12 protein-coding genes are annotated in these 13,605 nt (G+C 64.8%); 9 read left to right on the top strand and 3 right to left on the bottom strand.

Features of this window, described 5'->3' with window-relative positions; translation table 11 throughout:
• Nucleotides 1-2 precede the first annotated feature (2 nt).
• Together KRR38_RS03140 and KRR38_RS03135 are read left to right on the top strand one after the other, a co-directional pair.
• Nucleotides 3-1,328, top strand: coding sequence for a sugar MFS transporter (locus KRR38_RS03140; protein WP_217398536.1), 1,326 nt, complete (start codon nucleotides 3-5; stop codon nucleotides 1,326-1,328).
• Complete coding sequence (locus KRR38_RS03135; RefSeq protein ID WP_217398534.1) at nucleotides 1,325-2,179, top strand: sugar phosphate isomerase/epimerase; 855 nt, start codon at nucleotides 1,325-1,327, stop codon at nucleotides 2,177-2,179. Before KRR38_RS03140 ends, KRR38_RS03135 begins: the two co-directional genes overlap by 4 nt.
• Here KRR38_RS03135 and KRR38_RS03130 read toward each other — a convergent pair.
• Nucleotides 2,176-3,156, bottom strand: a complete 981-nt coding sequence (locus KRR38_RS03130) for a sugar phosphate isomerase/epimerase (protein ID WP_217398532.1) — start codon at nucleotides 3,154-3,156, stop codon at nucleotides 2,176-2,178. The genes KRR38_RS03135 and KRR38_RS03130 overlap by 4 nt on opposite strands.
• Nucleotides 3,157-3,305: 149 nt before the next feature.
• Between KRR38_RS03130 and KRR38_RS03125 the strand changes: the two genes are divergently transcribed.
• The 7 genes from KRR38_RS03125 (at nucleotide 3,306) to KRR38_RS03100 (ending at nucleotide 9,593) form a co-directional block, all read left to right on the top strand.
• Entirely contained in the window at nucleotides 3,306-3,929 is a 624-nt protein-coding gene (locus tag KRR38_RS03125; RefSeq protein WP_217398530.1) for a gluconate 2-dehydrogenase subunit 3 family protein, read from the top strand.
• 15 nt (nucleotides 3,930-3,944) lie between these two features.
• Nucleotides 3,945-5,495, top strand: a complete 1,551-nt coding sequence (locus KRR38_RS03120) for a GMC family oxidoreductase (protein WP_309140963.1) — start codon at nucleotides 3,945-3,947, stop codon at nucleotides 5,493-5,495.
• Nucleotides 5,438-5,626 (top strand): GMC oxidoreductase, encoded by a 189-nt coding sequence (locus KRR38_RS37285; RefSeq protein WP_309140962.1) that lies wholly within the window; start codon nucleotides 5,438-5,440, stop codon nucleotides 5,624-5,626. The genes KRR38_RS03120 and KRR38_RS37285 overlap by 58 nt, the downstream gene beginning before the upstream one ends.
• 9 nt (nucleotides 5,627-5,635) lie before the next feature.
• Nucleotides 5,636-6,328: a TetR/AcrR family transcriptional regulator gene (locus tag KRR38_RS03115; protein WP_217398528.1), complete on the top strand. Its 693-nt coding sequence runs from the start codon at nucleotides 5,636-5,638 to the stop codon at nucleotides 6,326-6,328.
• Nucleotides 6,329-6,346: 18 nt separating this feature from the next.
• Nucleotides 6,347-6,658: a hypothetical protein gene (locus KRR38_RS03110; RefSeq protein WP_217398526.1), complete on the top strand. Its 312-nt coding sequence runs from the start codon at nucleotides 6,347-6,349 to the stop codon at nucleotides 6,656-6,658.
• Between the two features lie 274 nt (nucleotides 6,659-6,932).
• The gene (locus KRR38_RS03105; protein WP_217398524.1) at nucleotides 6,933-8,222 is read left to right on the top strand and encodes a glycoside hydrolase family 130 protein; all 1,290 of its coding nucleotides are present in this window, start codon (nucleotides 6,933-6,935) and stop codon (nucleotides 8,220-8,222) included.
• 57 nt (nucleotides 8,223-8,279) lie between these two features.
• Nucleotides 8,280-9,593, top strand: a complete 1,314-nt coding sequence (locus KRR38_RS03100; protein ID WP_217398521.1) for a cystathionine gamma-synthase family protein — start codon at nucleotides 8,280-8,282, stop codon at nucleotides 9,591-9,593.
• 36 nt (nucleotides 9,594-9,629) lie between these two features.
• Here KRR38_RS03100 and KRR38_RS03095 read toward each other — a convergent pair whose 3' ends face one another.
• Both KRR38_RS03095 and KRR38_RS03090 read right to left on the bottom strand, forming a co-directional pair.
• Complete coding sequence (locus KRR38_RS03095) at nucleotides 9,630-11,096, bottom strand: esterase-like activity of phytase family protein (protein ID WP_217398519.1); 1,467 nt, start codon at nucleotides 11,094-11,096, stop codon at nucleotides 9,630-9,632.
• Nucleotides 11,086-13,455, bottom strand: coding sequence for a TonB-dependent receptor (locus KRR38_RS03090; RefSeq protein ID WP_217398517.1), 2,370 nt, complete (start codon nucleotides 13,453-13,455; stop codon nucleotides 11,086-11,088). Before KRR38_RS03090 ends, KRR38_RS03095 begins: the two co-directional genes overlap by 11 nt.
• Nucleotides 13,456-13,605: the final 150 nt, after the last annotated feature.

Here is a 13,605-nt window from a genome sequence, read left to right as displayed (position 1 = left end):
AAATGGAAGGGAAAACCTACAACCGCCGATCGCTTTTCGTGATCTGCGTACTCGCGCTGTTCACCGCGGCTCTCTCGTTCTCGATCCGCACGGGCGCTTCGGGCGCGATCAAGGCGGCGCTGTTCGACCCGACCGTGCCCATGCACTCGGGCGAGATGATCGCCGCGGCGCTGGGCAATTCGTTCCTCGGCTTCGCGCTCAGCCTGCTGGTGATCAGCCCGCTGCTCGACGTGATCGGCGCCAAGCGCGTGATCCTGTTTGCCTCGCTCTGCTTCATCCTCGGGCCAATCCTGATCATCGCCTCGCCCTCCATGGGCGGGATCGATGCGGTCTATCGGCTGCTGACGGTCGGCATGGTCGTCTGCGGCTTCGGCTGGGGCGCGACTGAGGCCTCGATCAATCCGGTCACCACGGCGCTCTACCCCGAGGAGAAGACCAAGGAGCTCAACATCCTTCACGCCTGGTGGCCGGCAGGGATCGTCACCGGCGGGCTCGCCAGCCTGCTGTTCTTTCAGCAGCTCGGGCTGAGCTGGCAGGCGCTGATAGGCCTGATCATGGTGCCGGGCGCAGTGTTCGGCGCCTGGGCGCTGACTCAGGAATTCCCCAAGACCGAAAGCACAACGATGGGCGTGCCGTTCAAACAGATGATCGCCGAACCGTTCAAGCGGCCCACGTTCTGGATCTTCCCCGCGATCATGTTCCTAACCGCCTCGGCCGAGCTGGCGCCCGGCTCGTGGGTGGACATCGCCTTGACCCAGACCGTCGGCATGCCGGGTATCCTCGTGCTGGTCTACGTCTCGGCGATCATGTTCGTCATGCGCCACTTCGCCGGCGCGCTCGAACATCGCTTTTCCGACATGGGCCTGCTCTGCGCCTGCACGATCCCGGCGGCGCTGGGGCTTTACGGCCTGTCGATCGCCTCCTCGCCACTGACCGCGATCTTGGCGGCGACGCTCTGGGCCTTCGGCGTCTGCTTCATGTGGCCGACGATGCTCGCGGCCTCGGCACGGCGCTTTCCGCGCGGCGGGCCGTGGTCGATCGGCATCGTCGGCTTCGCCGGCGCCATGGCGATCTATCTGGTGCTGCCCGAGATCGGCAAGATCTACGACCGCGCCAAGCTGGAGAAGGCTGGCGGCGAGACCGCCTTCGCCGCCCTCCAGCCCGGACCGCAACTGAGCCAGGCGCTTGCCTATGCCGCCGAGCAGTCGTTCCAGGTGATCGCGCTCGTGCCGATCGCGCTGTTCTTCATCTTCGGCGCGGTCTGGCTGGCCGAGCGCCGCAGCCGCGCGAATAGCGCACGCAATGTTCCGCTGGAGGCCGCGTCATGAAGATCGGGATGAACCTGCTGCTCTGGACCGGGCACGTCACCGAAGCCCACTACGGCGTGCTGCAGGCCTTGAAGGACACGGGTTTCGACGGGGTCGAGGTGCCCGTTTTCGACGTGTCCGACACCGCGCATTACGCCACCCTCGCTGGTGTGCTCGACGACCTCGGCCTCGAACGCACGGTCGTCGCAATCATCCCCGACGAGGCGCACAGCCCGATCTCGCCCAATGCGGCGGCGCGGCAAAGCGCGGTCGACCACCTGCGCCGCGTGATCGACTGCTCTGCGGCGCTCGGCGGGCAGGTCGTGGCGGGCCCCTGGTTCCAGCCACTGGGCGTCTTCACCGGCGAAAAGCCGAGCGCGGCCGAACTCGACCGCTGCGCCGAGGTGCACCGCCAGATCCTGCCGGCGATGCGCGATGCCGGCCTGACGCCCGGGCTGGAACCGCTCAATCGCTTCGAGGCGCACCTGCTCAACACCTGCGAGCAGGCGATCGCCTATGCCGAGCGGGTGGGGGGCATAGGCATTCTCTACGACACCTTCCACGCCAATATCGAGGAGAAGGACCCGCTCGCCGCGCTCCGGGCGCTGCACGCCTCGGGCCATCTTAGCCACGTGCACATTTCGGAGAACGACCGCGGCACGCCTGGGCGCGGCCATGCGCCGATCCGCAAGACGATCGGGGAACTCAAAACGCTCGGCTACGACGGCTGGCTGACGATCGAGGCCTTCGGTCGCGGCGTGCCCGATCTCGCCGCCGCGACGCGCGTCTGGCGCGATTTCTTCGCCAGCGAGGAAGAGGTCTATACCGAGGGCTTCGACCTTATCCGGTCGGCCTGGGATCTGGCGGCCTAGGCACGCAGTTGCGACAGGAACCCATAAGACTTGCGCGCCGCTTCGATGCGCGGGATCGCGAAGGGCGGCTCCTGCTCGACATAGAAGTGCCGCACGCCGGCGTCGTAGGCCGCGGGCAGGATCGCCGCCCAGTCGAGCGTACCCGAGCCGACTTCGGCCGGCTTCATCGACAGCGCGAAATTGGTCGTGTTGCCGGCCGCAACATCCTTGACGTGAAGCTGTGCCACGCGGCCCTTGTGCCGGTGCAGGAACTCCGCGGGCTCGAGCCCGGCAGTGGCGATCCAGCCCACGTCCACTTCGAAGTGGATCAGCGCGGGATCGGTCTCCTCAATCAGAATCTCCCAGCCGTTCGTCGCACCACGATTCTTGTCAGTGATTTGGGCGAACTCGATATTGTGGTTGTGATAGCCGAGCGCGATGCCCAGCGGCTTCAGCGCCGCACCCTTCTCATTGAGCATGGCGGCGGCGCGGTGCCAGTGGTCGGCGCCGGCCTCGGCGAAAGCGCGGCCGATCGTCGCTTGCATCGATTCACCCGCCTGCGGACGGAAATTCGCGGGAAACGGTGCAATCGGCAACACGCCGCGACTGGCGCCGAGCGCGCCCAGCGCCTCGGCGAGTTCGGCCGGCGGACTGGCGATGTTCAATCCTGCCCCTGCGCCGGTGACCGGCGGGATGTGAAAGCTGGTTATAGTCAGCCCCGCCTTATGCGCCGCAGCGTGCACTTCGGCCGGCTTGCGGTCGTAAAGGCTCGGCAGTTCGATCTCGCGATAGCCGATCGCCGCGATCTGCGCGAAGGTCGCATCGAGATCGCGCCCCGCTTCATCTCCCAGGGTATAGACCTGCAGGCCTATCGGCAGCCCGATCCGCTGGAAGAACAGCTTCTTCGCGGCCGCCTTTGCGGTTCCCTCGATCATGGCAAAAGCTCCCATCGCAACAGCGCCCGCCAGCAGCGAACGGCGGTTGATTTGCTGGATCATCACAGCTCCCCTCACCTGTTCTTTCCGACCAGATATCCCGGCACTCCAAGGCCATCAAGCTTAATCGAACGATTACGTTCGATTTCTCTTGTGACGCCCCGGAGAGAAGCTTATGGGAGCGCAAACATACGAGAGGGTGAAAGGCGGATATGACGATTCCAAACATGGACCGGCGCTCGTTGCTCGAAAGCGCCCTGCTGCTGATGGGCGTGACCGTAACCGCCGGCTTCAGCACCGAGGCCTTCGCGAAAGCTGCGGCGAGCCCGAAGCCGTTCCTCGACCAGAAGAGCTTCACACTGCTGAGCGCCATCGCCGATACGATCATCCCCAAGACCGATACGCCCGGCGCGGTCGACGCCCACGTGCCCGCGAAGTTCGACGCCCTGCTGGTCAACTGGGCCTCGCCCGAGCACCGCGTGCAACTGGCGGGTGCGATCACCAAGATCGACGACCTTGCCAGGGAAAAGCAGGCCAAGGGTTTCGCCGAGCTGACGCCGGACCAGCGCAAGGAGTTGCTCTCGGCGCATGACACAGCCGCGCTGAAGCCCGTGCCGCGCACGGACAAGCTCACGGGGATGCGCGCGATGATGGCTGGTCCCTCGGTGGCGGAGCCCGGCTACGCCAAGCTCAAGGAGCTGATCGTGCTGCTCTACTACTATTCCGAAGAGGCCCTCACCACCGAGCTCGTCTACGAGCACTCCCCCGGCGGCTGGACTCCCTCGGTCAAGGCGACCCCCGAAACCCGCGCCACCGGCGGGTTGGGCATGTTCTGAACGGAGGCGATGACAATGTTCGATGCAATCGTAGTCGGCTCCGGCATGAGCGGCGGCATTTCCGCCAAGGAACTGTGCGAACAGGGCCTCAAGGTCCTGGTGATCGAGCGCGGGCGCAAGCTCGTGCACGGCGAATCCTACACCGACAACCTCCAGCCCTGGGAAGTGCCTAACGCAGGCATGGTCCCCGAGGAGGATCTCGCGCGTCACTACAAGATCCAGGGCGAGAGCTTCATCACCGCCGCAACCCAGCAATACTGGGTCAAGGACGACGAGAACCCCTACATCACGCCGGAGGGCAAGCCCTTCGACTGGATCCGCGGCTATCATCTCGGCGGCCGCTCGATCATGTGGGGTCGCCAGTCCTACCGCCTGTCGCCGCAGGACTTCGAAGCCAACGCCAAGGACGGCCACGGCTCGGACTGGCCGATCCGCTATGACGACCTCGCGCCGTGGTATTCGCATATCGAGAAGTTCATCGGCGTCGCCGGCGACCGTGACGGCCTGCCGCAGCTTCCCGACGGCGAGTACCTGCCGGCCTTCGCGCTCAACGACGGCGAACTCATGTTCAAGGCCGCGATCGAGAAGGCGTTCCCAGGCCGCAAGGTCATTGCCGGACGCACGGCGAACCTGTCGAAGGCGCAGCCGCACCACGAGGAACTCGGGCGCATGAGTTGCCAGGCTCGTTCGCTCTGCGATCGCGGCTGCGGCTACGGCGCCTATCATTCGAGCCTGTCCTCGTCGCTGCCGGCCGCCGATCGTACAGGCAATCTGACCATCGTCACCGACGCCATCGTCCATTCGCTGGTGCATGATCCGAAGACCGGCAAGGTTACCGGCGTGCGAACGATCGACCAGAACACCAAGGCGCACCGGACCTACGAATCCAAGATCGTATTCCTCAACGCCTCGACGATCGGCACGGCGCAGATCCTGCTCAACTCGAAGTCCGAAGCCATGCCGCGCGGGCTGGCCAATTCGTCGGACATGGTCGGGCGCAACCTGATGGACCACCTGTTTGCACTGTCGGTCGCGGGCCTGTTGCCGAACGGCCCGAAGGACAGCTTCTATCACGGCCGCCGTCCGACCGGGATCTACATCCCGCGCTTCCGCAACGTCACCGAGCCCGCCGACTTCCTGCGCGGCTTCGGCTATCAGGGCGGCGTCTCGCGGATGGGTTGGCGCACCGCCATCGGCCAGCCCGGAATCGGCGCGGAGCTGAAGGCACGGACGCGCAAGCTGGGCCCATGGTTCACCTATATCTCGGGCTTCGGCGAAATGCTGCCGAACCCGAACAATCGCGTCACACTGAGCACGACCCAGGTCGACAAGTGGGGCATCCCGGTGGTCCAGGTCGATTGCGCGCACGGGCCCAACGAGCAGGCGATGACCAAACAGATCCTCGAGGACGGCAAGGCGATGATCCAGGCGGCGGGGGCTTCGTCGTCTCGGCCGCCACCGAGCCCGGCACGCCGGGCCTTGGCATCCACGAGATGGGCACCGCCTGCATGGGCAAGGACCCGAAGACCTCGGTGCTCAACAAGTTCAACCAGGCGCACGACGTGAAGAACCTGTTCATCACCGACGGCGCGGCCATGGCATCGAGCGGTTGCCAGAACCCCTCGCTCACGTACATGGCGCTGAGCGCGCGCGCGGCCCATCATGCGGTGGAGTTCCTGCGTGAGGGCACGATCTAGGAGCGAACGATGGCGCGGCCGTCCAGCAAATCGAAGGAGGTAGCGCGAGAAGCCGCGGGGCGGCGCGGCCGCCCCACCGCCGAGCGCGTCGCCGCGATCGATTCCGCGATCAAGGCGACCGCACTCGATCTGTTCGTCGAACTGGGCTTCGAAGCCGCCAGCATGGATGCGATCGCCGTAGCCGCCAAGGTGTCGAAAGGCACCCTCTATGCCCGGTACGAGAGCAAAGAGCCGCTGTTTCGAGCCATTCTGGAAGAGCAGCTGGAGGAGTGGTCGGAACGCTCCTCGCAGAACAACCATCTGTTGCCCGACGATCTCGAAGGCCGGTTGCGCCACTACGCCCGCTCGATGGTGCGCGCCTACAACTGGCCCGAGTTCCAGCGGATCGCGACGCTGGTCGAAACCTCCGCGCAGACGTTCCCCGACCTCGTTCGCGAATGGAACGATCAGGTGATGCAGCGCGGCGTCGACTGGTTGACCTATGACATGGCCCGGACCGGGGGCACCGGCCCCGACTGGGCATTCTTCGCCAACCTGTTTATTTCCGCCGTTTCCGGATGGCACCGGGTCGAGACGAGCCGGCGGGTCGTGCCCGACGAGGAGGTTCTCGCATTCGCCGATCGGGTCATCGACGTCATGCTCGTCTCGATCGCCCACGCACAGGCCACGACCGCGCCGGACGCGCGTGCCATCACCGATTAATCCAAGGAGAGAAGTGAAATGCGTAAAGCCCTTGTTGCGGCACTGGTCGTGATCGCATCGCAAAGCGCCCTGACGGCTCTGCCGGCCATGGCTGAAACCACCGCCGCCGCGCCCCTGTCGGTGGAAAATACCGACCTCGGTACCCTGCTCGACAATCCCGCCGCCAAGGCCGTTCTGGCCAAGCATGTTCCCGGCCTGATCGCCAACGACCAGATCTCGATGGCGCGCGGCATGACGCTGAAGCAGTTGCAGAGCTATGCCGGCGACGCGCTGACCGACGAGAAACTCGCGGCGATCCAGGCGGATCTCAACAAGCTGCCCAAATCCTGATCCATACGGCGACGGGCTTCTACAATGGCTGCCCGTCGCCCTTCGCGCGCCCTCAATTGCCGGAGCAAGACCGGCTCAGCGCCGTCAGTTGACTTGTCGGCACGCAGGCAGACAAAGACTTGATCGTGTCTGCGGACATGACCCCAGGGTTCTAAGGCACTGCATGGGCGCGCCTCCACTCCGCATAGAGCCTATCTGTTTATTCCTAGAACCTCGGCCGGCGTGAAGCGTTCATCCGTTGCCCGGCGCGCGGCCGCTGGGATGGAGATCGGACATGGACGCTGCGGACGTATTCACCAAGCTGGAGTGCGAACTCCATCCCGATCCGTCGCGAACCGTTATCCGACCGTTCCATTTCGCCTATCCGCAAGCCTTTGCCGGGACACGAACGTCGCGCCTGCAAATGGTCGTGCGGCGCATCCTCGATCTGGAGAGCGACGTTCGCGAACGGATGCTGGCGTTCATTCGCGGGCCAATGCGACAGCGGCACCGGCAAGCGGAAGAGATATTCCTGCGTCAGGTGGACGGTTCGAAGGACGAACTCGGCGACATCTCGGGGCTGAGCGAAGACGAGCGGCTTCTGCTCGGCGCTTATCTCAGCGAGGAATATGCCTTCGAAGCAGCGGCGCTCTTCAACCCCAGCATCGTACGTATCCCCGGATCGGAAGTGGAAAACGATGGCCGGGCGCGCTTCATCCTGTCGCTTCGCGGTATTGGCGAAGGCCATGTTTCATCGGTCACGTTCAGGACCGGTACGTGGGATGGCGATCTCGCCCTGACCATAGACGAGCCCAGTCCCAATTGCGTCCCGCCAGTGATCGAGGGCGAGGACGAAGGCTGGGTGCGCCTGCAATGCGACAACAGCCAGGACGTATCGGAGACCGTGGTATTCCCGGTTCTCCCGTCGCAACGGCAAGGCGTCGAAGACCTGCGGATGGTGAGCTTTCGCGAAGACGGCGGCCGCGAACAGGTGATGGGGACTTACACGGCCTTCGACGGCCGCAATGTCCGCCAGGAGATCTTGCGCGGCATCGATCTGCGCACCTTCGAGATGCGGCCGCTGAGCGGCGCGATGGCGGGCTACAAGGGAATGGCTCTTTTCCCGCGACGTATCGATGGCCGGTACGCCATGCTCGGGCGGCAGGACGGAGAGAACATCTGTCTCCTGCGATCGGACGATCTGTTCACCTGGGAAAGCGGCGAGCAGATCGTGGCTCCGTGTTATCCCTGGGAGTTCGTGCAGATCGGCAATTGCGGATCCCCGATCGAAATCGCCGAGGGATGGCTGGTATTCACTCACGGCGTCGGGCTCATGCGCGGTTACAGCATCGGCGCCTGCCTGCTGGACAAGGCCGACCCGTCGCGGGTCCTGGCCAGGACCAGCGCACCGATAGTCTTCCCGAGCGCTGAACAGCGGGGCGGATACGTTCCCAACGTCACCTACAGTTGCGGAGCGTTGCTCCATGACCGTCGCATACTGCTGCCCTACGGCGTCGCCGACGAATTCACCGCCTTCGCCGTGGCGAATGTCGACGATCTCCTGGAAGTGATGGTGCCGCAGTGAGCCCAATGAGAGTAGTCTGGCTCGATCCCGCGGATTGCGAAGCACTGGAGGCGCAAAATGGCCCAATCGAATGAAACCGAAGCCAGCATGACCGGCGTGTCACAGCGGCGGCGCCCGAAGAAGAACATCCTGGAGATCGGCGGGAGACGCCTCGATCCCTCCACCCTGATGATGGGATATGGCTATGATCCGGCGCTGTCCGAAGGCGCGCTGAAGCCGCCGATCTTTCTGACTTCCACCTTCGCATTCGAGAGCGCGGCGGCCGGCAAGCGGCATTTCGAGTTCGTCACCGGCGCGCGGTCGGGCGAAGTCGAAGGCCTGGTCTATTCGCGGTTCAACGGCCCCGACCAGGAAATCCTCGAGGACCGGCTGAGCATCTGGGATGGCGCAGAAGATGCGCTGACCTTCTCCTCTGGGATGTCGGCGATCGCGACGCTGCTCCTCACCCATGTGAGACCGGGCGACACGATCGTGCACTCGGCGCCGCTCTATGCCGCGACCGAGACGCTCATCGGCAAGGTCCTCGGCCGGATGGGCATCGAGTGGCTGGATTTTCCCGCGGGCGCCTCGCAGCCGGAGATCGAGGACGTGCTCAGACGGGCCGGCGACCGCCGCGTGCCGCTGATCTTCCTCGAAAGCCCCTCGAACCCGACGAACACGCTCGTCGACATCGAAGCGGTGCGCGCCGCCTGCGACACGGTGTTCCCCACCGACCGCCCTCTCATCGCGATCGACAATACGTTCCTCGGCCCGCTCTGGCAGAAGCCGCTCGAGCACGGCGCCGACCTCGTCGTCTACAGCCTGACGAAATATGTCGGCGGCCATTCGGACCTCGTCGCCGGCGCGGTGATCGGCAGCAGCGCGGCGATCGCGCCGGTCCGGGCCACGCGCAACACGATCGGCACGATCACCGATCCACATTCCGCCTGGATGCTGCTGCGCAGTCTCGAAACGCTCGAGCTGCGGATGAGCCGCGCCGGGGAGAACGCCGCGAAGGTCTGCGACATGCTGCGGAGCCATCCCAAGGTCGAGAGCGTGGGCTATCTGGGCTTTCTAGCCGAGGGCAGCAGCCAGGCAGACATCTATCGCCGCCACTGCACCGGCGCTGGATCGACCTTTTCGCTCTATCTCAAGGGCGGCGAGGCCGAGGCTTTCGCATTCCTGGATGCGCTCAGGATCGCCAAACTGGCCGTCAGCCTGGGCGGCACCGAAACCCTCGCCAGCCACCCGGCGGCCATGACCCACCTGTCGGTGCCCCCCGCGCGCAAGGCGGCCTTGAATATCACCAACAACCTCGTGCGGATCTCGATCGGGATCGAGAACGCCGATGATCTCATCGCGGATTTTACCCAGGCGCTGGCGGCAAGCTGAGAGCGGCCCGCTGCTCTGCCCGGCGCCATCGACCGCTCACTTCAAGGATGTGGGCAGGCTCAAGCGATAGACCAATATCCGGTTGTCGTTATCGAAATCGGGATCGCAGGTCTGTCCCGACATCCGGCAGTGCCGCGCAATGAAGTCGTTGTCGTTGCCGACGAGCAGGAAATAGTCGGCCGGATGGTCGGGCTCGAGCACCGGCACGAGATCGAGCGCTTCCCATTTCTCCGACAAGGCTTCGATGGTTAGACCGAAACGCGCCAGCTGCACGGGATTGAGCATGTTCACCAGTTCGGTCCATTCGGCCGGCACGATGCCCGGCCGCAGCGCCGTTCCTGCCGGATCCTGCAGCACCGATGCGGTGCCGGTCTCGTATTCGCTGCGGGCAAGATTTGTCGCACCGGCGACGTCGACCAGCAGGATGGACTTGTAGACGACGGGGGCCTTGTCCGCGGCGCCGACGCCCGCGCCATCGCGCGAGAGCATCAGGAACCGGTGGCCGTCGAGCGCGCGGATCTCGCTCTGCGCAGCCGTGCGATTGGGTGCGCCGCCGTCGCCCTTGTCGTTGTAGGCCGGCAACTGCATCACGTAGTGCGCGGTCGGCTGCGCCGGTGTCGGCACGCTGCTCACGTCGTAGGCCAGCACGCGAATGTCGGTCCGGCCAGCGGCATTGCCGGTTGCAGTGTCCTGCACGAGAGCGCTTTGCAAGGCCACGAACAAGGTGCGGCCATCGGGAGACAGCGACATGCCCTCGACGCCCTGGTTGTTGCGGCGGCCGCTTTCGGGCGGCTGCAGCGAACCGAAAGCGGGATGACCACCGCGGCGCGGGGCGATCGCTTCGGGGGGACGGATCACGCCCTTCAAGCGGCCGTGCGGGTCGAAATAGTAGACGTTGGCCGCATATTCATCGCCGACATAAAAGCTGCCGTCGCGCTTGAACTGCCGCGATTCCGCGTCGAGCGATACCTTGCCACTGCCCAGGCCCTGATCCGGTGCCGGCAGAAGGATGCCCCTCTCCGTCAAGGTGCCCGCGCCCGGATCGGCGCCGGTGAACGGCCGGCCGCGGAAATCGCGCAGCTTCAACCCGCCGTCAGGAACGAGCGTGAACCGGCCGTCGCTCGGGGCGAAGCTGACGCGGAAACGCTCGAGCCGCGCCGCATAGTCGAAGAACAGCTTGGCGCCTGGATCGTTGCGCCCGCGATCGGGCAGCGTCCAGAGCACGCCTTCGTAGTGGTCCCCTACCCGCTTCCAGCTCCCCGGAGCGATCTGCAGCGAGGAAAAAGACCCGAGCGTGTCGCCGAGAAAATCGACCGTATCGGCCGGAAGCCGGCTGGCGCCGACCAGCCCCTGATCGACGAAAGTCTGGCCATGCAGCGTGACGCTGCGCGCGCCGGCGGCGTGGTCGATATTCGGCCGGGTTATAGGCTCTTCCGCGCCGGCAAAGGCGGGGAAGAGCCACAACAGCGCCAGCGCGCAGGCGCGCAGATGCTTAGAAATCAACGCTGAGCGTCCCGAAGAATTGCCGCGGCGCTGAGGAGTGGAACACCAGGACGTCGCCGGCAACGGCGTTCGAATCGCCGCCTGCGACAGAGCCGGAATCGTTCGGCGCGAACACGCTGTTGTCGAAGTTCGACGCATAGCGCTTGTTGGTCAGGTTCGTCACGTTCAGCGACAGCTTCGCGCCCTTCAGCGGGCCGAACGTGCCGAAGTCATAGCCGAGGCCGAGGTCGACCGTGGCATAACCGCCGAAGCTCTGGTCGTTGGTATAGGTGTAGTAGCGCCGCCCGGTATACTTGCCCTGGACCGAAGCCGAGAAGCCTTCGTACTTCACGCTGACCACGCTGCTGAACATCTGCTTGGGCGTATCCACCTGCTGCTTGCCGGCGGTAGGCAGGATCGCCGTGGTCGTACCGAGGCTCCAGACCAGGTTCTGGTCGTAGGTCGACTTGTTGAACGAGGCCGAATTGTACCAGCTCAGCCACGGCGCCGGCTTCCACAGGACGCCGAGCTCGACACCCTTGCTGGTGACGCTGCCGGCGTTGTGGAACGAGTTGCCGCAGCCCGGGTTCTGCTGGAGGTTCGTCGGGCAGGGATTGTACTGCAGCAGACGGTTGTCGAATTTCACGTAGTAGCCAGACAGCGAGACCTGCAGAGCATTGCTCACGAAGCGGTAACCGCCTTCGACGCTCTTGGAGGTCTCGGGTTTCAGCGTGCTTCCCTGGGCGTTCCAGACGGTCTGGGTGACCGACTGCGGCCCCAGCTTGAAGCCGCCCTGATACATGGCCATGTTTTCCGCGTAGCTGGCGAACAGTTCGTGGCCGCCCCCGACGTTCCAGCGCAGACCCGCTTCGGGCAGGAAGTTGTCCTTGGCGGTCAACGAGCCGGTCGCGAACTGGGTCGAAGCCGGCGGCGGCGTGACGGAAATGCCGGGCAGCGCCGTGGCATCCGAGCGTGCATAGGTGCTCTTGAAACCGAAATCGAAGCTCAGAGCGTCATCGAGCAGCGAGATGGTGTCCTGGACGTAGAACTGCCGCGTCTTCCACTTGGTCTCCTGGACCCACTGCGCCGTGGACGGTTGGCCGCCCAGGAAATGGCCGAGATCGATCGGACCGGTCACATCGGTGCGGATATAGCGCGCGGCGCTGCTGGTGTTGTCCTCGATCCAGAAGCCAGCCTCGAAGTGGTTGAAGCCGACATGCCAGCTCAGGCTACCGAGCACGCCGGTGCGGTCGATCGTGTAGCGCGTGTCGCGGATCTGGACCGGCAGGTCGTCTGCCGTCGAGGTCGTGCCCTGGTTGGACAGGCCGGTGATGAAGTTGTTGCCCGCGCCCTTGTCTGCGTGATGATAGACCTGCACCCGCGCGCTGAGGTTCTTGGTGAAGCTGTAGTCGCCGGCGACGTAGAACAGCTCGTCGTTACGCAGGATCTGGCCGTTGGTGTAGGTGACGTCGGCGTTCTTCTGCGGCGCCGGCGCAGCGGCGCACTTGATCGGCGTCGTGGTCACCGTGCAGGCGGCGACGCCGAGGTAGGCATTCCAGTTCGGCGCATAGCCGCCCCAGTCGTAGCCGAGCCGGCCGAGCATTTCCTTCGACAAATAGGCGTCGTCGGCCTGGTTGGTGCGCGAGATGTCGACGAAGCCGGTGATCTTGCCGCCGTCGAACTCGTACTGCGCCTTGCCGTTGAACTGCTTGCCGGTGGACTTCTTGCCCGCGCCCTGATTCACGAACAGGTCCTGCTCGGTGTACTGGCCGGAGACATAGGCCGAGAAACCGCCGTGCTCGCCGGTATCGATCCGCGCGAAAGTGCGCAGGCTGTTCTCGCTGCCGACCGTCTGGCTGATCTTGAGCCCCAGGTCCTTCTTCGGATCGCTGCTCGTATAGATCAGCGCGCCGCCGAGGTTGCTGGTCGAGGCGATGCCGAGGCCGGCGATGCCGGTCGCGAGATCGGCCCGGCCGAGGTTCTCGGAGATCAGCGCACGGCTGATCGTGAGGCCGTTGTAATTGTTGTAGGCGCCGTCGCCCAGCGGCATGCCGTCGAGCGTGTAACCGAGGTGCGTCGTGCTGAAGCCGCGCACCTGCAGCGACAGCGACTGTTCGTTGACGCCCAGCGCGTCGATCGACTGCGCGCTCACGCCCGGCAGGAAGTTCAGCGCCTTCTGGATGCTGGTGCCCGGCGGCAGCACGTCGAAGTTGGACGGCAGGAGAGTTGATACCGAGCGGGTCTCGCCGCTGCCGACGACGACGATGTCCCCGGATTCCGTGGTGGCGGAGTCTGCGGATGAAGCATCCTCCGCCCTGGCAGTCGTCGCGAGGGTGAGACAGCTGGCAACCGTCAAGGCGAACACGGACTTCTTCAACATCAAGACCCCCCGAAAGATTACAAAGGCGCCGAAAGGACGGTTGTCCCCCGGCGCCCTGTGTTGACTCGAGTGGCCCTATTTCACGCGTCCATGACAGTTCCGCTACAACGGTCAGAATCTGGACAAATATTATTGGTTTGCCGGCAAGGA

The sequence above is a fragment of the Novosphingobium sp. G106 genome, assembly GCF_019075875.1.
GTDB lineage: Bacteria > Pseudomonadota > Alphaproteobacteria > Sphingomonadales > Sphingomonadaceae > Novosphingobium.
The sequence above is the reverse complement of the archived record's forward strand: the minus strand, read 5'-3'. Positions and strand labels throughout refer to the sequence as shown.

What these genes read in the sequence shown, in the direction of transcription:
- KRR38_RS03140 (WP_217398536.1), top strand. Translation starts at nt 3, where the DNA reads ATGGAAGGGAAAACCTACAACCGCCGATCGCTTTTCGTGATCTGCGTA.
- KRR38_RS03135 (WP_217398534.1), top strand. Translation starts at nt 1,325, where the DNA reads ATGAAGATCGGGATGAACCTGCTGCTCTGGACCGGGCACGTCACCGAA.
- KRR38_RS03130 (WP_217398532.1), bottom strand. Translation starts at nt 3,156, where the DNA reads ATGATCCAGCAAATCAACCGCCGTTCGCTGCTGGCGGGCGCTGTTGCG.
- KRR38_RS03125 (WP_217398530.1), top strand. Translation starts at nt 3,306, where the DNA reads ATGACGATTCCAAACATGGACCGGCGCTCGTTGCTCGAAAGCGCCCTG.
- KRR38_RS03120 (WP_309140963.1), top strand. Translation starts at nt 3,945, where the DNA reads ATGTTCGATGCAATCGTAGTCGGCTCCGGCATGAGCGGCGGCATTTCC.
- KRR38_RS37285 (WP_309140962.1), top strand. Translation starts at nt 5,438, where the DNA reads ATGGGCAAGGACCCGAAGACCTCGGTGCTCAACAAGTTCAACCAGGCG.
- KRR38_RS03115 (WP_217398528.1), top strand. Translation starts at nt 5,636, where the DNA reads ATGGCGCGGCCGTCCAGCAAATCGAAGGAGGTAGCGCGAGAAGCCGCG.
- KRR38_RS03110 (WP_217398526.1), top strand. Translation starts at nt 6,347, where the DNA reads ATGCGTAAAGCCCTTGTTGCGGCACTGGTCGTGATCGCATCGCAAAGC.
- KRR38_RS03105 (WP_217398524.1), top strand. Translation starts at nt 6,933, where the DNA reads ATGGACGCTGCGGACGTATTCACCAAGCTGGAGTGCGAACTCCATCCC.
- KRR38_RS03100 (WP_217398521.1), top strand. Translation starts at nt 8,280, where the DNA reads ATGGCCCAATCGAATGAAACCGAAGCCAGCATGACCGGCGTGTCACAG.
- KRR38_RS03090 (WP_217398517.1), bottom strand. Translation starts at nt 13,455, where the DNA reads ATGTTGAAGAAGTCCGTGTTCGCCTTGACGGTTGCCAGCTGTCTCACC.